This window comes from Streptomyces triculaminicus (assembly GCF_017349075.1).
Lineage (GTDB): Bacteria > Actinomycetota > Actinomycetes > Streptomycetales > Streptomycetaceae > Streptomyces > Streptomyces triculaminicus.
Map to the genome: position 1 here is coordinate 1,340,719 of NZ_JAFMOF010000002.1, position 18,775 is coordinate 1,359,493.

The 18,775-nt window shown below is 72.1% G+C and carries 20 protein-coding genes and 2 pseudogenes; 7 read left to right on the forward strand and 15 right to left on the reverse strand.

The window, feature by feature from the left end; all coding sequences use genetic code 11:
- The first annotated feature begins 53 nt into the window (after positions 1-53).
- Complete coding sequence (locus J1792_RS16180; protein WP_242705137.1) at positions 54-770, forward strand: TetR/AcrR family transcriptional regulator; 717 nt, start codon at positions 54-56, stop codon at positions 768-770.
- Between the two features lie 3 nt (positions 771-773).
- Here J1792_RS16180 and J1792_RS35800 read toward each other — a convergent pair whose 3' ends face one another.
- The 3 genes from J1792_RS35800 to J1792_RS16190 all read right to left on the reverse strand — a co-directional run bounded on the left by J1792_RS35800 (position 774) and on the right by J1792_RS16190 (position 2,341).
- On the reverse strand, positions 774-848 hold the full coding sequence (locus J1792_RS35800) for a 50S ribosomal protein bL37 (RefSeq protein WP_371657075.1): 75 nt from the start codon (positions 846-848) through the stop codon (positions 774-776).
- A gap of 159 nt (positions 849-1,007) precedes the next feature.
- Complete coding sequence (locus J1792_RS16185) at positions 1,008-1,550, reverse strand: RICIN domain-containing protein (RefSeq protein WP_207247553.1); 543 nt, start codon at positions 1,548-1,550, stop codon at positions 1,008-1,010.
- Positions 1,551-1,774: 224 nt separating this feature from the next.
- On the reverse strand, positions 1,775-2,341 hold the full coding sequence (locus J1792_RS16190; RefSeq protein WP_086566946.1) for a YbaK/EbsC family protein: 567 nt from the start codon (positions 2,339-2,341) through the stop codon (positions 1,775-1,777).
- A 168-nt stretch (positions 2,342-2,509) separates the two neighbouring features.
- On the opposite strand from J1792_RS16190, the gene J1792_RS16195 reads away from it, so the two are divergent.
- Positions 2,510-3,352: a hypothetical protein gene (locus J1792_RS16195; RefSeq protein WP_207247554.1), complete on the forward strand. Its 843-nt coding sequence runs from the start codon at positions 2,510-2,512 to the stop codon at positions 3,350-3,352.
- 28 nt (positions 3,353-3,380) lie between these two features.
- On the opposite strand, the gene J1792_RS16200 is transcribed toward J1792_RS16195, so the two are convergent.
- The 3 genes from J1792_RS16200 to J1792_RS16210 form a co-directional block, all read right to left on the reverse strand.
- Positions 3,381-3,710, reverse strand: a complete 330-nt coding sequence (locus tag J1792_RS16200) for a hypothetical protein (RefSeq protein ID WP_086566942.1) — start codon at positions 3,708-3,710, stop codon at positions 3,381-3,383.
- Positions 3,711-3,833: 123 nt separating this feature from the next.
- Positions 3,834-4,898, reverse strand: coding sequence for a PASTA domain-containing protein (locus J1792_RS16205; protein ID WP_207247555.1), 1,065 nt, complete (start codon positions 4,896-4,898; stop codon positions 3,834-3,836).
- Between the two features lie 73 nt (positions 4,899-4,971).
- Positions 4,972-6,468 (reverse strand): MFS transporter, encoded by a 1,497-nt coding sequence (locus J1792_RS16210; RefSeq protein WP_207247556.1) that lies wholly within the window; start codon positions 6,466-6,468, stop codon positions 4,972-4,974.
- A gap of 118 nt (positions 6,469-6,586) precedes the next feature.
- On the opposite strand from J1792_RS16210, the gene J1792_RS16215 reads away from it, so the two are divergent.
- Positions 6,587-7,039, forward strand: a complete 453-nt coding sequence (locus J1792_RS16215) for a VOC family protein (RefSeq protein WP_207247557.1) — start codon at positions 6,587-6,589, stop codon at positions 7,037-7,039.
- A 4-nt stretch (positions 7,040-7,043) separates the two neighbouring features.
- On the opposite strand, the gene J1792_RS16220 is transcribed toward J1792_RS16215, so the two are convergent.
- On the reverse strand, positions 7,044-7,934 hold the full coding sequence (locus tag J1792_RS16220; RefSeq protein WP_086574916.1) for an NAD(P)-dependent oxidoreductase: 891 nt from the start codon (positions 7,932-7,934) through the stop codon (positions 7,044-7,046).
- A 76-nt stretch (positions 7,935-8,010) separates the two neighbouring features.
- Between J1792_RS16220 and J1792_RS16225 the strand changes: the two genes are divergently transcribed.
- Positions 8,011-8,367: a winged helix-turn-helix transcriptional regulator gene (locus J1792_RS16225; RefSeq protein WP_207247558.1), complete on the forward strand. Its 357-nt coding sequence runs from the start codon at positions 8,011-8,013 to the stop codon at positions 8,365-8,367.
- Between the two features lie 10 nt (positions 8,368-8,377).
- On the opposite strand, the gene J1792_RS16230 is transcribed toward J1792_RS16225, so the two are convergent.
- Complete coding sequence (locus J1792_RS16230) at positions 8,378-9,043, reverse strand: N-acetylmuramoyl-L-alanine amidase (protein WP_242705138.1); 666 nt, start codon at positions 9,041-9,043, stop codon at positions 8,378-8,380.
- 189 nt (positions 9,044-9,232) lie between these two features.
- Between J1792_RS16230 and J1792_RS16235 the strand changes: the two genes are divergently transcribed.
- Positions 9,233-10,288 carry a hypothetical protein gene (locus tag J1792_RS16235; RefSeq protein ID WP_207247559.1) on the forward strand — a complete coding sequence of 352 codons (1,056 nt, stop codon included), beginning with the start codon at positions 9,233-9,235 and terminating at the stop codon, positions 10,286-10,288.
- Positions 10,289-10,336: 48 nt separating this feature from the next.
- On the opposite strand, the pseudogene J1792_RS16240 reads toward J1792_RS16235, so the two are convergent.
- From J1792_RS16240 to J1792_RS16270, 7 genes and pseudogenes are all read right to left on the reverse strand, one after another.
- Positions 10,337-10,424: pseudogene (locus tag J1792_RS16240) on the reverse strand.
- Between the two features lie 96 nt (positions 10,425-10,520).
- Positions 10,521-11,738, reverse strand: a complete 1,218-nt coding sequence (locus J1792_RS16245; protein WP_086573432.1) for a cytochrome P450 — start codon at positions 11,736-11,738, stop codon at positions 10,521-10,523.
- A 32-nt stretch (positions 11,739-11,770) separates the two neighbouring features.
- A complete protein-coding gene (locus tag J1792_RS16250) occupies positions 11,771-13,141 on the reverse strand; it encodes an NAD(P)/FAD-dependent oxidoreductase (protein WP_086573434.1) in 1,371 nt (456 codons plus the stop codon).
- The gene (locus tag J1792_RS16255) at positions 13,131-13,340 is read right to left on the reverse strand and encodes a ferredoxin (RefSeq protein ID WP_086573435.1); all 210 of its coding nucleotides are present in this window, start codon (positions 13,338-13,340) and stop codon (positions 13,131-13,133) included. Before J1792_RS16255 ends, J1792_RS16250 begins: the two co-directional genes overlap by 11 nt.
- Positions 13,341-13,501: 161 nt before the next feature.
- Complete coding sequence (locus tag J1792_RS16260) at positions 13,502-14,284, reverse strand: ATP nucleotide 3'-pyrophosphokinase (protein WP_086573437.1); 783 nt, start codon at positions 14,282-14,284, stop codon at positions 13,502-13,504.
- 203 nt (positions 14,285-14,487) lie between these two features.
- On the reverse strand, positions 14,488-14,931 hold the full coding sequence (locus tag J1792_RS16265) for an ester cyclase (RefSeq protein WP_086573438.1): 444 nt from the start codon (positions 14,929-14,931) through the stop codon (positions 14,488-14,490).
- Positions 14,932-15,128: 197 nt separating this feature from the next.
- Positions 15,129-16,397, reverse strand: a complete 1,269-nt coding sequence (locus J1792_RS16270) for an aspartate aminotransferase type Ic (RefSeq protein ID WP_086573440.1) — start codon at positions 16,395-16,397, stop codon at positions 15,129-15,131.
- 205 nt (positions 16,398-16,602) lie between these two features.
- On the opposite strand from J1792_RS16270, the pseudogene J1792_RS16275 reads away from it, so the two are divergent.
- Both J1792_RS16275 and J1792_RS16280 read left to right on the forward strand, forming a co-directional pair.
- Positions 16,603-17,385, forward strand: a pseudogene (locus J1792_RS16275) (type 1 glutamine amidotransferase domain-containing protein); the annotation flags it as partial.
- A complete protein-coding gene (locus tag J1792_RS16280) occupies positions 17,383-18,720 on the forward strand; it encodes an aldehyde dehydrogenase family protein (RefSeq protein WP_207247823.1) in 1,338 nt (445 codons plus the stop codon). The pseudogene J1792_RS16275 and the gene J1792_RS16280, both read left to right, overlap by 3 nt.
- Positions 18,721-18,775 lie beyond the last annotated feature (55 nt).

Sequence of the window (18,775 nt, forward strand, 5' to 3'; positions counted from 1 at the left end):
TGCAAGGGCCGCCGTGCGAAAGCCGCGGCGGCGAGGAAAGGAGCCCGAAGACCGTGACCCGTGCCGGCGGGCCCGGCGCCCCCGGCGTCGACCCCCAAGAGCTCTGGCTCGCCCGAGCCCAGCCCCGCAGAGGACGCAGACCCGCCTTCAGCCGCGAGGCGATCACCGTGGCGGCCGTGACCCTGGCGGACGCCGAGGGGCTCGAGGCGGTCACCATGCGGCGGGTCGCCTCGGAGGTCGGAGCCGGCGTCATGTCGCTCTACAGCTACGCCCGCGACAAGGAGACGCTGCTGGACCTGATGATCGACCACGTCAGCGGCGAACTGCCGGCCGACGCCCCCCTCACCGGCGACTGGCGCACCGACCTCAAGGCCGTCGGCCACCTCCAGCGCGCCCTCATGCTCCGCCACCCCTGGCTGCCCGCCGCCGTGTCCGCCCGCCGGACGCTCGGCCCCAACGTCCTGGCCTTCCTCGAGCACGCCCTCGCCGCCCTGCGGCCCACCGGGCTGGACGGCGCGGCGAGGCTGGAGGTCTTCTCCCAGCTCACCGCGTTCGTGTCCGGGCATGTCGGCTACGAGATCGCGCAGGCCGCGGCCGCGCGGTCACCCGACCGTCTCGCGGCCGAGGCCCGCTACCTCGCCGCCGTCGCCGCCGACGGGCGCCACCCGGAGCTCGCCGAGGCCCTCTCCGCGCCCGGACGCCCGGTGACTCCCGAGGCCACCTTCACCCGGTTCCTCAACCGCCTGATCGACGGCCTCGACACCGACTGATGCTCAGGTGTTCGGCCGCTTGCCGTGGTTGGCGCTCTTCTTCTTGCGGGCGCGTCGCTTGTTGCCTCGCTTGGACATGATGCCGACTCCCTACGTTGTGGCGTCTAGCGGACTGAATGAGTCTATATCCGTAATGTCCACTTTGCAGTGAGTCGTATCGTGTCTCTGTCGTCGTCGCGAGCGTGCCCGGCGGGTCGGAACCCGCCGGGCACGTCGTGGATCGTCGGTACGGGCGGCTCAGAAGTTCCAGTAGTGGTCCGCCCATGTGCCGCAGGGCCACTGGATGGCCTTCTCGCCCTGTGCGCGGCTGGCGCCGGGGATGGCGAGGCACTGGCCGCTGTTCCAGTTCACCAGGCGCGTGCCGTTGCCGGTGTAGTCGATGCCCCAGTAGTGGTCCGGCCAGGTGCTGCAGGGCCACTGGATGACCTGCGTGCCCGGTGTGGTGCTGGCGCCCGGCACGGCCAGGCACTGCTGGCTGTTGAGGTTTCTTATGCGGTAGTAGTTGCGGCCACCGCTGTTGAAGGCGTACTCGAACTGCCAGAAATGGTCCCGCCAGCCGCCGCAGCCCCACTGGATGAGCCCGATGCCGTTCTCGGTGCTGCCACCGGGGACGGCGAGGCAGTGGGCGCTGTTGGCGTTGCGGATCCACCCGTAGGAGGTGGTGCCGCTCGGGCCGGGCTTGCTGTCGGTGCTCGTGGCGGAGGCCTCGGCGACGCCGGAGGTGAACAGCAGGGCTGCGGCGGCCGCCAGCACTCCCGGGAGGCGATAGCGCGACATCATGTGTCCCTTCCTTGTTCCTCGAACGACGGAAGTGCATGGATCATGAGTCGTACATGCCGTGCGGATCTCGGCCCGGCGCCCGCGTCGGGGCCCGGCCAGGGCGCAGGTTATAAGCGGCCGTCACGGAACGACAGGCATGGGATGGGATCCCCGGACATTGGCGGGAAGACGACGCGCGGCGGCGCCGGGCGGCCCCGATCCCTCAGCCGGCCGGCGCCGGTCTCTCAGCCGGCCAACCCGGCGACGACCTCGGCGTTCGGCAGCTGGGCCAGGAACGGGCCGGGGAGGATCAGCTTGCCCCGGCGCCTGCCGCTGCCGATCAGGACGTACGGCGAGGAGGCGACCGCCTCGTCGATCAGGAGGGGCCACCCGTCGGGCAGTCCGACGGGGCAGATCCCGCCGTACTCCATGCCGGTCAGCGCCACGGCGGTCTCCATCGGGGCGAACGACGCCTTGCGGGCGCCCAGATGCTTGCGCACCGCCTTGTTGACGTCGACGCGGGTCGTCGCCAGGGCGACGCACGCGGCGTAGGAGACGTCCTGGCCGCGCCTGGCGGCGATGACCACGCAGTTCGCGGAGACCTCGAGGGAAACGTCGTAGGCCGCGCAGAAGGCGGCGGTGTCGGCCACCTCGGGGTCGGTGTCGACGACCAGGACGGACTCGACGGGCTCGGTGCCGCTGTACCGCTCCAGGGCCGAGGCCACGGGGTCGGCGAGGAGTTCGGGGCGGTGCACGGCCCGCCAGGTCTCCTCGAAGCGGCCGAAGGGGGAGGTGACCGGAGAGCTGATCATGCGGCCATGGTAGTCACCGGGACGCCGGGGATCCGGGTGAACGGGCGACCGCCTCCGGGGTCGTTGCGAAGGCGGCCCTCCGTTTGATGTGGGCATGATCGGCTAGGGTGTCGGGCGTTCCCGCGCGACAGGCGCACGGGAAGTGACGCCACCCCGAAGGAAAAGCACGTGAGCACAGGTCGGCAAAGAATGATCGCGTCGATCCGTTCCGTGCCGAGTCCGATCGCCGTCGCCTCGGCCCTGACCGATCCGGCCCGGACCGACCGCATCCAGGACCCCGTCGTCACCCGGCTCCAGAGCGCCCGTACGGCGCTCGGCCTGATGGCCACCGTGGGGCTGCTCATGGTCTACCCCCTGAAGAAGGGGCGGGAGCAGTTCGTCTTCGGCAAGCTCGAGGACCTGGCGCTGGGCTGCGCCATCCTGCTGGCCGCCGTGGCCGTCGGCGTCACCGCCTTCATCCTCACGGCACGCCCCCCGCTGGGGCGCGTGTACGCGAGCCGTCTCGGCGGCCCGCTGCGCGCGCTGGGCGCGATACCCCTCGGGGCGGGAGTGTGCTGGCTGATGTCCGCCGCGCTGAGCGGCGACATCATCTCCACCGCCGACGTCGGTCCGCACGACATCCTCTTCGGGTTCCTGGGCGAGATGCTGGGGCGGATCATCACCGGCCTGCTGATCGTGCTGCTGTTCATCGCGGCCGGCATCGCCTGCGCCATCGTCCTGGTCCTCGCGGTGCTCTTCACCCTGGTGGCGGCGATCAAGGCCCTGAACTCGTGCTTCCGCACGGGCGACGTGCACGAGCTGCTTCCGGCGCTTCTGTCACCCCTGCTGGTCTGGTCGCTGTTCGTCCTCGGTCTCCTCGACGACCCCGATGTGGCGGCCCCGCCCGAGGTGCTGTACTCGTTCCTGCTCGGCGGGCCGCTGTCGGTGACGGCGATGTCCGTGTGGGAGATACGGCGTCTGCGCGTCCGGCACGGGGTGACCATGCGGTCGGCGCTGGGCCGCGGCCGCTGACCACGCCCGACCGGCCACGCCCGATTGACTACGCCCGGCGCCGGTGATCGCCCGCCAGGGCCGCGCAGGCGACGACCGCCACGGCGCCGGCGGCCAGGAAGCCCCGGTGGGACCGCCAGGACAGCACGGACCACCGCGAATGGGCGGACAGCAGCGAGCCGGTGCTCAGCCATGAGCCGGCCGAGGCGAACGAGAGCGCGGAGCCGATCGAGCCGAACGACAGGACGCTGCCGACCGAGCCGACGGACAGCACGGATCCGACGGAGCCGATCGAGAGCGTCGAGCCCACCGAGCCGATCGACAGAACGGAGTGCTGGGACCAGAGGGACAGCGGTGAGTCCGCGGAATGCTTGGCCATGCGCCGATCGTAAGGCAGCACCGGGCCGTTGACACGGTCGGGCCGGTGACGCGGGAACGCCTGCCTGCGGAGGGCCCTGACGGTCCGTCACCTGTTCGCTCCGCCCTGCCGCACCTCCGCCCGTCAGCACAAGCGGGTGTGGTGGCAGACGCTCCGGCCGCCGCCGTGGGAACTGCCCGACGAGCCGTCGGAGCCGTCGGAATCGCCCAGGTGGGGAATCCCGTCGGGAAAACGGGTGTTGCGGTCGCGATCGCCGGGGAAGGGGTCGCGGTAGTCCGGATCGCCGTCGTCGTCCCGGTCCGGCAGGTCCACGGCGGTACCGGTCCCCCGATCCGGCTCCGGGCAGCCGTTGTCCTGGGACGACAGGTAGAGCGTCACGCGCGTGTCGGCCGGCACCGTCGCGCCCTCGGCCGGATCGTGCGCGCACACCCGCCAGTCGTCGTACTCGCCCTCACCGGGCAGCGTGTCGTTGCGGTACGCCGCCCGCGCCTCGACGTGATCGGAGCGCACGCCCAGGGCGACGACCTGCGGACGAGCCGTGCGCCACGTCTTCCACACCAGCTCGGGCATCGTCGGCCACGGGATGGGCTCGCCGTCCTTCTTCGGGCACGGGGCGCCGCTGCGCACGACGGCGAAGTCGAGCGTCGGCCGCACGCCGCCCCGGCCCTGCTCCTGGAAGCAGACCGTCCACAGCGAGCGGCTCCGGACGAACGTGTTCTTCTCGGACGCGTCGTGGGAGCTGACGACGAACCCGGCCTTCGTGGCCTGCCCGTACGCCACGTCCAGCTTCTTGCCGCGGTAGTCGGGGGCCGGGGGTGTCGTCGCCTTCGGGGTCGTCTTCGGGGTTCGTGGCGCCACCGGGGTCTTCGTGCCGGCCGCCTTCGTGCCGGCGGCCTTCGGCGGGGCGGGCACGACCGCGCCCAGAAGGGCCATGGCGGCGATCGTCGCCGCGACCTTCCCGGCCCTCGGCCAGGGGTTGTCCCGCCACAGCACGACCAGCGCCGCGATCAGCGCGACCCCGCCCAGCCGGGGCTCCATCAGGCCGAGCACCGGAACGGCGGCGACGAACCCGACCCGTACGGGATTCGTCCGCGACCAGCGTCGCCGCGCCATGTCGCCCGGGTCGCGGGCGGGTTCGGACGACGCCGGGACGGAAGGCGGGACCGGGGTGGTGTGCGGGCCAGGCATGACGGCCCCCTTCGAGTTCGTTCGATGGTGCGGGCGCATCGTACCCAGGCCTTTTCGCCGGGCCCCGCCCGGATCACCTCTTCCGATTTCCAGCCCGTTCACAGCCGGCGATCGCGATGGCGAGCGCGACGACGATGAGGACCCCCGCGACCGCGAACGTGACGTGCGTACCGGTGGCGACGGCGTCGGAGCGTGCCGTCGTGACGTCCTTCGTCGCCGACGCGAACGCGAACACAGCCCCCATGACGGACGTTCCGGTGATCAGGCCGAGATTGCGGGAGAGGTTGAGCATGCCGGACGTGACACCGCGCTGGTCCGGGCGTATGCCGGTCATGACGACGGTGTTGTTGGCCGTCTGGAACACCGCGTAGCCGGCGGTGACGACGACGATGGGGGCGATGTAGCCGAGGACGCCGAGCGTCGCCGGTGCCAGGGACAGCAGGAAGGAACCGGCCGCCATCCCGATGAGCCCGGCGACGGTCATGCGGGGTGCGCCGAAACGGTCCGCGACGCGGCCTGCCGGCACACCGCTCAGCGCGGCGACGAGCGGACCGACCGACAGGACGAGCCCGACACGAGCCTCGTCGAGCCCGAGCGTACGGGCGAGATGGAACGGTCCGACGACGAGGGTCGCCATCATCACCGTCGAGACGAGCGCGCTCATCGCGAGGCTCGAGCTCAGCACCGGATCGCGGAACATGGCCGGTCGGATCAGAGGCGATGCCGCCCTCGCCTCGGCGCGTACGAAGAGGCCGACCCCCAAGGCCGCGGTCAGCAGCAGAACCACGTTGAGCGAACCGAATCCGCCGTGCCCGAGTGTCATGGCGAGCGCGTACGCCGCGAGCGTCAGAGCGAGCAGCGAGGTCCCCACAGGGTCGAAGCCGGCTCGGCCGGTCCTGGGCTCCCGCCGGTCGACGGGCAGGTGGCGGCGTGCGAGAAGGAAGGCCAGGACACCCAGCGGTGCGTTGACGAGGAAGATCGCGCGCCAGCCGGGACCGGAGAGCAGAGCCCCGCCCAGCGAGGGACCGAGAGCGGTGCCGATCGCGGACATCGTTCCCAGCAGCCCCATGGCCCTGCCGGTCCTCGCCTTCGGAACCGTCTCACCCACGAACGCCATGGTGAGCGCCATCATCACGGCCGCTCCGAGGCCCTGCGCCGCCCGGGCGGCGATCAGCAGCCACAGCGTGGGCGCCAGGCCGCACAGCACCGAGGCCACCGTGAACAGGGAGATTCCGGCCAGGAGCAGCCGCCGGCGGCCGACGATGTCACCGAGTCGTCCGACGCTGACGATGAGGGTGGTGATGGCGAGAAGATAGGCCAGGACGATCCACTGGACTTCCTGGAAAGAGGCGCTGAACGCCTGGGCCAGCGTCGGCAGGCCGACGTTGGCGATGCTGGTGCCGAGGGAGGACAGCAACACGGAGAGCGACAGGCAGGCGAGCGCCCACCGAACCGAAGGCGCCCGCCCCGCGCCTTCGGCCGCTGTCTCGTCTTCTCCTGGTTCTCTTCGTTCTCCTGGACCGACGTCCGTGTGGTCGTGTCCGCGTCCGGAATCGTTGTGCGTGCTCATGCCGGGGAGCGTGCATCGGCCAGGAGGAGGCGGCAAAGTCCTGTTGCCGGTTCAGGGAATTCAACGAGCGCCGGGCGGGGCGGTACGCACCCGGCGGCCGCCTCGTATAACTGGTCACATGGCATTGAACTGGAAGCTGGCCATCGACAGCACGAACGCGCCCGCCCTCGCGGACTTCTGGGCCTCGGCCCTGGAGTACGAGGTGGAAGACCCCGGTCCGCTCATCGAGCAGCTGCTGGCCGCCGGCCACATCGGCGAGGAGGCGGCCACCGAGCACCGTGGCCGCAAGGTCTTCCGCGGCTACGCGGCGATCCGCCACCCCGAGGACCCGTTCGACGCGACCAGCGGCGTCGGCCGCGGCCGACGACTGCTCTTCCAGGACGTCCCCGAGGAGAAGTCCGGCAAGAACCGCCTGCACCTCGACGTCCACAGCGAGCCCGGCGGCCTCGACGACCTGGTGGCCCGGCTGGAAGGCCTTGGGGCGACCCGCGTCCGCGAGGTCGACAGGGGGCCTGCCGGGCACTGGTGGGTCATGCAGGACCCGGAGGGCAACGAATTCTGCGCCGCGTGAACCGTTACGCGCCGCCGAGCAGGCCGACCGTGCCCGCCAGGCCCTCGTCCCCGTGGCCCTGGGCCACGCGGCGGCGCATCAGCTCCATGTAGGGGGCGATGAGCCGGGGATCGGTGGCCTGTTCCTCCGCCGTGGCCAGGAGCGTGTCGTTGGCGGCCGTCATCATGGCGAGGTTGGAGGTGACGCCCTCGGTGTAGTCGCCGCTCACCAGCTGGGCGGCCATGCCGTGGGCGGCGCCGGCCATGGCGCCGAGCCAGTCCGCGAGCAGGGTGGCGAACCGGATCCGGTCCAGGTCCTTCTCCGGGCCCACGAGCGCGAAGGCGTGGGTGATGCCCGCGAACATGCCCGTCATCGCGCTGAGCAGGGCGACGTCGTGCAGCGCCGCGTGGCCGGGTTCCTCGCCGACGAACGTCGCCCCGGCGGGAGCCTCCAGGACCGCGCGATGGTCTTCGAACAGCTCGCGGTCGCCGCTGTAGAAGACGTAGCCGCCGGTCTCCGGCCGGCCGATCATCGGGGGAATGGCCATGATCCCGCCGTCGAGGAAGCGGGCCCCGCGATCGGCGGCCCAGCGGGCGCGCTCCCGGGCCTGGGACGGGGTGTTCGTGGTCAGGTTGACCACGTCCTTGCCGTTCAGGTCGACGCCGTCCAGCACCTCACCCACGGAGGCGTCGTCCAGCAGGCACAGGACGACCGGGCCGGTGGCCGAGGCCACCGCCTCGGCCGGGGTGGCCGCGACGCGGGCGCCCTCGTCCGCCGGCGGCCGGGTCCTCCCCGGCGTGCGGTTCCAGACGGTCAGCGGATGCCCCGCCGCGAGCCAGGCGCGGGCGAGCGCGGTGCCCATGTCGCCGAGTCCGAGAAGGGTGATGGGGGTCTTGGAAGTGGTGTGGGTGTTCATACGGACCAGGCTCGTACGGGCCCGGACCATGATCAAGTACGCACTGTTTTGTGGGTGCTTACCTTAAAGTGAGCACATGACCAGGCGGGACACCTACGTGTGCGGTATCGACGCGGCGATCGACGTGGTCGGCGGCAAGTGGAAGGTGCTCATCCTGTGGGCGCTGGACGGCGGGCCGTGCCGGTTCGGTGAACTGCGGCGCGGGATCCCCGGCGTCACCGAGAAGGTCCTCACCTCCCACCTGCGGGAGTTGGAGGACGACGGCGTCGTCCTCCGGGAGGAGGCCTTCGAGGGAGCGGTACGCCGCGTCAGCTACGCCCTCACCCCGCTCGGCGTCTCCCTCAACGAGGCGCTCGGCCCCCTCGGCGCCTGGGGCAGGAAGCACCTCCTCGGCGGGCGGAGCGGGCACGACGAGGCGCTCGACCGCTCGTGAGCGGCCGGCCTCAGCGGGCGGCCGCCCGTACGAGCCTCAGATACCGGTCCCAGTCCCAGTGCGGTCCGGGGTCCGTGTGGTCCGTGCCCGGCACCTCGGAATGGGCGACGATGTGGGTCCGGTCCACGGGGATCGCGTAGCGGTCGCAGATCCCGGCCGTGAGGCGGGCCGAGGCGGTGTACATCGCGTCCGTGAACCCGTCGGGCCGGTCCACGTACCCCTCGTGCTCGATTCCGACACTGCGCTCATTGAAGGCGCGGTTTCCGGAGTGGAAGGCCACGTCCAGCTCGCGGACGGTCTGCGCGACGAGCCCGTCCTTGCGCACCACGTAGTGCGCGGCCGCCTTGTGCAGGGGGTCGCGGAAGACCCGGAGGGCGTCGTCGTAACTGCCCTGGACCACGTGCACGACCACCCGGTCGACGGCGAAATCGAGCGGCCGGTCCGCCCGCCGCCAGTTCGCCGACGACGCGGCGACCCATGTGGCGCCCGGGTGATCGAGCACGCCGTCCTTGCGCGGTCTCTCCCGCCCGGACGTACGCCACCACCACCGCTGGATCCCGTCCCGTCCCGTGTACCCCGCCACCCCCGCCGCCACCACGGCGGCACCCCCGAGCAGCACCCGGCGCCGCCCGATGCCCCGCCGTTCTTCCCGTTCCGATTCCGGTTCCGCTTCCACCCGTGCCCCCAGACTCCCGGTGTGCCCGCCTCCTGATCGACAACGCGCCGGGCGGCCCTGCCGGTTCCGGCCGCCCTGGGGGCGGCCCCGGCAGGGTATTCCTCCCCGCACCCTGAGTAGACCTACTCAGTCCTCATTGAGCACATGAGCACCTTCCGGTGCGCCCGCGTCATGAGGTGAGATCGCCTCATGGAGAAACACCCGCCCCAGGAGCCGACTCTCGTACCGGACGCCACCCCGACCCCCGGGGTGAGCCGCAAGGTGGTCGTGCGGCGTTGGGTCATCGGTATCGCCACGGCCGGAGTCGTCGGGTGGGGGCTCTGGGCCGTGTCCGACTTCCTCGAGAACCTCGGGGGCGGACCCGTGCGGTCGGCGGCGGACTTCCGCAAGCAGGACATCAGGACCCGGGAGGCGGGACGGCAGACCATCGGCGATCTGCGGCCGGGCGTCGGCAGGGCCGATTGGATGCGGGAAGTGGGCAGCACTTCGTGCGTCGACGACCTGGGGTTCGACGGTGACGGGGTGACCAGGAAGCAGCCCGGCTACACGTGGGAGCTCCGCTACGCCACCGAGGCCGAGTACCGGGCGGATCTGGACAAGCTTCGCGCCGCCTGGGAGCACCGCGGCTGGAAGACCGACGACAAGCCGCCGCACGAGCCCCTGAACTCCCAGGACCGGACCCCGCGCTGGCCGGGCATCACCACCACCGACGACCATGGCGTCACGATCACCATGGGCGTCGACGAGTACACGGGCAAGCCCGGTCTGTGGACCGACGGGGGCTGCGTCCGTTACAACACCGAGGACCGGGTCAGCGGGCGCAAGCACACGGGCGCCGCGGCCGGCGGTGGCCCGGGGCGCGAGGGCACCATCACCTACGACGACGGTGTCCGGGTCTCCATCGGCCCCGTCGAGTCCATCAAGCCCACCCCGGAGATGACGGGTGGCGCCGCACCGGCCGCGTACACCTACCGCGTGCCCGTCACCGTGACGAACCGCAGCGGCGCCCCGGTGGAACTGCGCAGCCACGACATCGGCGGCTACGAGGGAGCGAACCCGGGCGTCGAACGACTCACCAGTTACCCCAGTGAGCTGGCCGGGAGCGAACCGCACCTGGTGTCGGAAGGCGACACGACGCGCCTGGAGTTCGTGTACACGGCGCGTACCAAGCCCTCCCACCTGGAGCTCGTGTACGCCCCCGGCGGTCTCCACGCGTCGTACACGTGGAAGCTGTCCATTCCCTAGCCGCATGGGCCGTATGCGCCGTATGGGCTGTATGAACAGTGCTGTCGGCGGAGAGGGCAGGATTCGAACCTGCGTGGGCAAAACCCGACCGTGAGCTGTGCTCTGGTCCCCGATAAACCACTCCGGGCACCTCTCCGTGTTCGGCGCCGGTTCTTCCCGGCCCCGCTCACACAGAGAATATTGCCAGCCGTCCCTGACGCGGCGCTGACACGGCCCTGACACCGTCCTGGCGTCACGCGCGGGGCTCGACGACCAGGTGGCGAGGCCCGCGGAGCACGGGATTGGTCCGGTACGGGGGCGGGTCCTCCACCAGGCGGAGGTCGCCGAGGCGGTGCAGCAGCGTGGTCAGCGCGATCTGTGTCTCGATGCGGGCGAGCGGGGCGCCGAAGCAGCTGTGGACGCCGCTGCCGAAGCCCAGGTGCTGGTTGTCGGGGCGGGTGATGTCGAAGCGGTCGGGCTCGGCGAAGCGCAGGGGGTCGCGGTTGCCGGCGGCGAGGACGAGGATCAGGGGCGCGCCCTGGGGGACGGTCACGCCGGAGACCTCGACGTCGGCCAGTGGGGTGCGCTGGGGCAGCATCTGGACGGGTGGTTCGTAGCGCAGCAGCTCCTCGACGGCCTGGGGCATCAGCGCGGGATCGTCGCGCAGCCGGGCGAGCGCGTCGGGGTGGCGCAGCAGGGTGAGGACGCCGTTGGTGATGAGGTTGACGGTCGTCTCGTGCCCGGCGATGAGGAGGAGCACCGACGTGGTCATCAGCTCGATCCGGTTCATGCGTCCCTCGGGGGCCTCGTCGTTGACGAGGGCGGAGAGCATGTCGTCGGACGGGTGGCCGCGCCTGCTCTCGGCGAGTTCGCCGAGGTACAGCGCCATCGCCCGGCGGGCCTCCGTGGCGGAGCGCACGCGCTGTTCGGGGTCTTCGCCCGGTGTGGAGTCGAAGCCGGCGACGATGGTGTCCGACCAGGCGCGGAAGCGTGGTTCGTCCTCGGTCGGCACGCCCAGCAGCCGGCAGATCACGGTGACGGGGAGCGGGTAGGCGAAGTCGTCGACGATGTCGATCCGTTTTCCGTCGCCGCCGAAGCCGTCGGCCAGTTCGCCGGCGATCCGGGAGATCTCGTCCCGTAGGGCGTCGATGCGGCCGGGGGAGTGGGGTGGGCCGAAGGGGCGCATCGTCAGCCGGCGCAGCCGGTCGTGTTCGGGGTCGTCGAGTCCGATGAACGCCGGGGGGACGTCGTCCTGTCCGGGGCCCAGGGGGTCCGGCACGGTGCGCAGGCGGCGGTCCGAGCTGATCCTCGGGTCGTGGAGCAGGGCGGCGATCTCGTCGTACGTGCCGACCAGGTAGCTGCCGTCGTCCTGGCGCACGACGCCGTGTTCGCGCAGTTCGGCGTAGAGGGGGTAGGGGTCGGGGCGACTGGCGTAGTCGGCGATCCGGTGGAACAGCGTCTCCGTGGACATGCGCGCGAGCTCCTCGTCGGGGGGTCCTGCTGTCAGCCGCCGGGCCGCACCAGGGTCAGGCGCCGGTCCGGAAGATGCCCGGTGAGGGCGACGGTGGGTCCGTGCGAGAGGACCTTCGGATCCGGTACGTCGGAGGGGACGGGTTCGGCCGACTCGGGCCGGTCGGCGGCGCCGGGTCCGGGCGGGAAGGGCGCCGCCGTCTCGATCAGGCGCCGGTAGTGCTCCAGCCACTTGGCCCGGTTGACGCTGACGGCGGCGGTGACGCGGCCGCGGTAGCCGTAGACCGCGACCAGCCTTCCCTCCTCCGGTGATCCCTGGGCGACGACCACCTGGTCGGAGAAGGTCGGTACCCCGATCGACTTGATGTTGAGGCCGAACTGGCTGGACCAGAAGGCGGGCACCGTCAGGTGCGGGCGCCGGTGCGGGCCGGAGCTGATCATGTTGTGGGCCGCGACCTCGGCCTGGGCGACCGCGTTGCCCCAGTGCTCCAGGGACAGCATCTGGTACTCGAACAGCGGATGCGGGAAGCGGGCCACGTCGCCGGCGACGAAGATGTCGTCGGTGACGATGCCGTACATGTCGAAGGCCCGGCATCCCGCGTCGCACGCCACACCCCGTGGCCCCGCGGCGAGCCCCGAGCCCGCCAGCCACTCGGTGTTACGGACCGCGCCCAGCGCGATCACGGCGATGTCGGCGTCGATCCGGCCGCCGTCGGAGAGCTCGGCGCCGGTGAGCCGGCCGTCGGCGCCCTTCAGCCCGGTGACCGTCACGCCGCAGCGCAGGTCGACGCCGTGGGCCCGCTGCATTCTCGCCGCGAAGGCGCCGAGCGTCCCGCCCAGCGCGCCCACGAGCGGTGCCGGGCCGCGTTCGGCGACGGTCACCTCGATGCCGCGCTCCCGGCAGGCGGAGGCGATCTCCGAGCCGGTGAATCCGGCCCCGATCACCAGGACCCGCCGCGGCCCGGCGGCGAACCGTTCGGCGAGGCGGCCGGCGTCGTCGCGTGTCCGGACCGTGAACACCCCGTCCAGACGGGCCGCGTCGGGGTCCGGCCAGGGCCGGGCCCGCGTCCCGGTGGCGATCAGCAGCCGGTCGAACGGCAGCTGTTCGCCGTTCGCCAGCAGCACCTTCTTGCCGTACAGGTCCAGGCCGCTGGCCCGTACGCCGAGCTTCCAGCGCGCCTCCACCGCGCGCCGCCGCGGCAGCCCGACGTCGTCCGCCCGTACCCGGCCGAGGAGGACCTGCTTGGTCAAGGGCGGCCTGTCGTACGGAGGGTGGGGCTCCTCCCCGACCAGGGTCAGCTCGCCGGAGAACCCCTCGTCGCGCAGCGTCTCCGCCGCGCGGAGCCCGGCCAGCGACGCGCCGACGATGACGATCCGGCCGTCGGAACGCGCTTCAGCCGGCATCGGCGCCCGCCTGCTCGCCGGCGAGGATGGCCTGAACGGGGCATGCCGTCGCCGCCCCGCGGACCCGCTCCAGCTGGTCGTCGGGAACGGCCGGCGCGTACGTCAGCGCCTCCTCGCCGTGCAGCTGGAACACCTGGGGAGCGAGGAACGCGCACTGGGCGTAGCCCTGGCAGCGATTGAGGTCGACAACGATCTGCATCCCGGCCCTGTCCGCTCCTCGCTCCGCACCACCCGTCATCACCGTCCTATGACGTACGGGGGTGGGCGCGAGCGGGGTTGCTCCGGCGGGGTGAACGGGAAGGGGTGCCGGGGCGCGTCGGAATCCGTGTCGGCGGGTGTCCTCCTGCGCCCCGGCCCGGCTCATCCGACCGGCGCGGAGCGCGTGGGGGCCGGACCGGAGAGGCGGTCGGCGCCCTGCGGGACGGGGACGGCGGCGAAGATCGCGTCCTGCTGTTCCTGGAGCTCCTTGGCGCGCTCCGGGGTGGTACCGGGCAGTCGCTGCTCCTCGTACAGCTTGTGCGTGACCTCCTGGGCGTTCTTGCTCGCCGGGGTGTGGAACTGGACCTCGAAGAGGTGCTCGGAGCGCGGCGCCCGCCAGCCGGAGTTGATGGCCCGGTAGCCCTTGGCGCGGCCCCAGGTGTTGGACCACTTGGTGCTGTCGTTGCCCCATGCGGACAGCAGGTGCGAGGCGACGGTGACGCCGGCGGTGTAGCGGGCGTCGGGCCACTGCAGGGTGTAGCGCACGGAGTCCTTGATGTCCGCCAGCGCCTCGTTCACGTTCTGGCCGGGGTGTTCCTTCATGGCCGTGGCGACCTTGCGCTTGAGCGAGTCCGGCGACTTCAGCCGGTGGTCGAACCCGACCAGCTCCGCCGAGCTCAGCCGCGCCGCGGCCCGCACCTGCGGGCTGATGGAACGCTCGGCCCTCTTCGCCCGGTCGGCGAACGCGTCCACGCGCGCGTTGTCCGCCGCGTTCAGTGTCAGCCCGCCCTCACCCTGCCAGCCGCCCCCGTCATCCCCTCTGACGGCCTGGGCCGCCACGCCGACGGTGGGCGCGGCCTGGGCGCCGGGAGCGGCTCCCAGCCCGAGTGCCAGGGCCAGCGCGGCCGCGGCCGCCGTGCGGGACGTGATGGTGGCGATGTCCATGGGTGTCCGTGATTCCTCTCTCCAGGGGGGCGGATGCCGAACAGCCGGCATCCGTCGCACCACACCAACGAGGGAGGACGCGCCCGGTGATCACGAGGTCCTTCGGGCGACGGGTATTGACCTGATCATGTCGCTGGATGACCGGATGTTTCCCGGGAAGTGGGAGCGAGAGCAGGCGTTTGCCCACTGCGATGGACCCCGCCCTAGCGTTCTTCCGGCGCGTCCGGTCCGAGCGGGGGGACGACGTCGAGCTGCTGGAGGAAGGACAGGAGGTCCTTGTCCGACCACTTCTCCGCGAGCTTGCCGTTCTCGATGCGGTGGATCACCGTCGCCGTCATCGTCAGCTGGTGGCCGGTGGCGGGGATGCCGGGCAGGTCGCCCTCGTGGACGCCGCGGCAGAGCAGTCTCGTGACCACCTTGTCGCCTTCCGCGACCTGGTCCTGGACCTCGTGCGTGCCGGGTGTCGCGTCCCAGAAGAGCCGGAAGACCTGCCGCAGGCCTTCGAGACCGGGCGCGAAGCCCGGGAACGGCGGCGGCGAGTGGTCGAGGTAGTCCTCGGCCACGAGCTCGTCCAGGGCGTCCACGTTGCCCTTGTCGATCTCCTCGTAGAAGCGGCGGACGAGCTTCTTGTTCTCTTCGATGGACATGGGCAGGACACCGACCCTTCTCCGCGCTCCGACGGCATGCCGGGCGCTTCGAACGGCACGCCCGGACGACGCGAAGTCTGCCGGGCGGGAGCGCCGGCGGGCGGCGGCGCGCGCGGGCGGGCGGCGGGATCACCCGCCCGGCGCGACCGGCCGGACGAGCGATCCCGCCACGGGCACGCGGCCCGTCGGGACGGCTCCTAGCGGGCCTGCTGCTCGTAGCCCACGAGGCGGACGCAGACGGTGAGGCCCTCGATCGCCTGCTCCAGCTCCTCGAGGCGCGGGTAGCTGGGGGCGATCCGGATGACCGTGTCGCGCGGGTCGTCGCCGTACGGGTGCGTGGCGCCGGCCGGGGTGAGCACGATGCCGGCCTCGGCGGCGCGGCGCACGACCTCCTTGGCGCAGCCCTCCGGCACCTCGAGGGTCACGAAGTAGCCGCCCTTGGGCGAGGTCCAGGTGGCGAGGCCGGTGCCGCCGAGCCCGGCGTCCAGGATCCGCGCGACGGCCTCGAACTTGGGCTGCAGGAGGGCGCGCTGGCGCTCCATGTGGGCGCGCAGCCCGTCGGTGTCCCGCAGGAACAGGACGTGCCGCAGCTGGTTGACCTTGTCCGGGCCGATGGACCGCTTGGCGCTGTTGCCCAGCAGCCACTGGACGTTCGCGGGCGAGGAGCCGAAGAAGGCGACGCCCGCGCCCGCCGCGGTGATCTTCGACGTGGAGCCGAACACGAACACCCGGTCCGGGTTCCCGGCCCCGGCGCAGGCGGCGAGCAGGTCGGCGACCTCGACGGGCTCGTCGGTGAGGTGGTGGACGGCGTAGGCGTTGTCCCAGAAGATCCGGAAGTCGGGCGCGGCGGTGCTCATCGACGCGAGCCGCGCCACGGTCGCGTCGCTGTAGCAGACGCCGTCCGGGTTGCTGTACTTCGGTACGCACCAGATGCCCTTGATCGCCGGGTCCTCGGCGACGAGGCGCTCCACGACGTCCATGTCGGGGCCGTCTGTGGTCATCGGCACCGGGATCATGTCGATCCCGAACCGCTCGCAGAGGGCGAAGTGCCGGTCGTAGCCGGGCACCGGGCACAGGAACGCTATCCGCTCCTGCTCCACCCAGCGCGACTCGGCGCCCGGCAGCACGCTCAGCAGGGCGTGCACCAGGCAGTCATGCATCAGCTCGAGGCTGGAGTTGCCGGCCGCGAGGAGCTGGCCGGCCGGGACCTGGAGCGCCTCGGCGAAGATCTCCCGGAGCTCGGGCAGGCCCTGCAGGCCGCCGTAGTTGCGCACGTCGGTGCCGTCGGCGGAGGTGTACCGCCCGCCGGGCAGGCTCAGCAGCTCCTCGGAGAGGTCGAGCTGCTCCGGTGCCGGCTTGCCCCGGGTGAGGTCGAGCGAGAGCCCGCGTCCGGCGAGGTCCCGGTAGTCCTGGCGGGCTCGCTCGAGGAGCTCGGTCAGGGCGTCGGGGCTCAGCTCGGTGGTCATGGTGTTTCCTCCCGCGGGTACGGCATCGGTGGAGTGGCGCCTGCCGAGAATACAAAGCGGCGTGCGGGGCGGGCCGGAGCGCCCCCCGGGGAAAAGTTGACTGGCTCAACCATTGAGGTTTACCTTCACCTCATTGCTTAAGGGTATGAACCATCTAAGCCTTTAACTACTTGGCTTCACCCCCGCCGTCACCTGGAGCACCGCCATGACCTCCGTATTGTTCGTCGTCACCGGCGCCGGCCACTGGACGCTGGCCGACGGCACGTCGCACCCGACCGGATTCTGGGCCGAGGAGCTCGCCGAACCCCACCGGATCCTCCGCGAGGCGGGTCACCGCATCACGATCGCGACGCCCGGCGGCGTCGCGGCCCCGGTCGACCTGGCGAGCCTGGCCGCCGAGGCCAACGGCGGCCAGGACCGGGCCGACCGCCTCGCCTCCTACCTCGAGGCCATTCGGGCCGAGCTCGAGGCCCCCGCCGCGCTGGAGAAGGTGGACCCGGACGACTACGACCTGGTCTTCTACCCCGGCGGCCACGGCCCCATGGAGGACCTCGCCCACGATCCCGTCTCCGGCCGGATCCTCACCCGCACCCTCGAGTCGGGCAAGCCGCTCGCCCTGGTCTGCCACGCGCCCGCCGCGCTGCTCGCCGCCCGCCATGAGGACGCCCACCGCGAGGACGCCCACCGCGAGGACGCCCACCGCGAGGACGCCCACCGCGAGGACGCCCACCGCGAGGAAGGCGGCCGCGAGGACGGCGCCCGGCCGTTCGCCGGCTACCGGATGACCGCGTTCAGCAACGCCGAGGAGACCGCCGCCGGGTTCGCCGACCGCGCCGCCTGGCTGCTCGCCGACCGGCTGACCGAGCTCGGGGCCGACGTCGTCGCCGCCGAGCCGTTCACGCCGCACATCGTCGTCGACCGCAACCTCTACACCGGCCAGAACCCCGCCTCCTCCGCGCCCCTGGCCCACGCCCTGGTCGCCGCGCTGGCCCGGACCACCGAGACCGCCGCGGCCACCGACACCGACCCGGCCGCCGTCGTGGCCCGGCTGCGGGCGGAGTTCGCGACCGGCCGCACCAAGCCGCTCGACTGGCGGCTCCGCCAGCTGCGCGCCCTGCGCACCCTGCTCACCGAGCGGTCCGAGGAGCTGCTGGCCGCCCTGCACGCCGACCTGGGCAAGGGGCCGAAGGAGGCGTACCGCACCGAGATCGCCTTCGCCCTGAACGAGCTGGACCACACCGTCGCGCACCTGACGGAGTGGCTCCGCCCGCGGGCCGTCGCCCTCCCGGAGGCCCTCCGGCCGGCCGAGGCGCGGGTGGTGCGCGACCCGCTGGGCGTCGTGCTGGTCATCGCGCCGTGGAACTACCCGCTCCAGCTCGCCCTGACCCCGCTGGTGGGGGCCCTGGCGGCGGGCAACGCGGCCGTGGTCAAGCCCAGCGAGCTGGCACCGGCCACCTCGGCGGCGCTCGCCCGGCTCCTGCCCCGCTACCTCGACCCGCGGGCCGTCGCGGTCGTGGAGGGAGCCGTGGCCGAGACCACCGCGCTGCTGGAGCAGCGGTTCGACCACATCTTCTACACCGGCAACGGCACGGTCGCGCGCATCATCATGGCCGCCGCCGCCCGCAACCTGACCCCCGTCACGCTGGAGCTCGGCGGCAAGAGCCCGGTGCTGGTCGAGCCCGGCGCCGACCTGGCGGTCACGGCCGAGCGGATCGTCCGCGGCAAGTTCCTCAACGCCGGCCAGACCTGCGTCGCACCGGACTACGTCCTCGCCATCGGCGATACCGCCGCCGCGCTCGAGGAGCACCTGGCCGCCGCCGTCCGGGCGGCATACGGCGAGGACCCGTCGGCCGACGAGGAGTACGGGCGGATCGTCAACGACCGGCACTTCGACCGGCTCACCGGCCTCCTGGACGAGGGGCGCGTCGTCACCGGCGGCGCGCACGACCGGGCCACCCGCTACCTCGCCCCGACCGTCCTCGCCGACGTCTCCCCGGACGCCCCGGTGATGCGCGAGGAGATCTTCGGGCCGATCCTGCCGGTGATCGGCGTGCCCGACCTGGACGCGGCGATCGCGTTCGTGAACGAGCGCGACAAGCCGCTCGCCCTGTACGCCTTCACCGAATCCCCGGCCACCAAGGCGCGACTGGCCGAGGAGACGTCCTCCGGCGCGCTCGCCTTCGGCCTGCCCGTCGCTCATCTGACCGTGCCCGACCTGCCGTTCGGCGGTGTCGGCGAGAGCGGCATGGGCCGCTACCACGGCCCGTACTCCATCGACACGTTCAGCCACACCAAGGCCGTTCTCGACAAGCCCCTCGGCTGACCGGTCCGCCACCACCGGCGGACACCACCCCACCATGCGCCCCCGGCCCGGCACG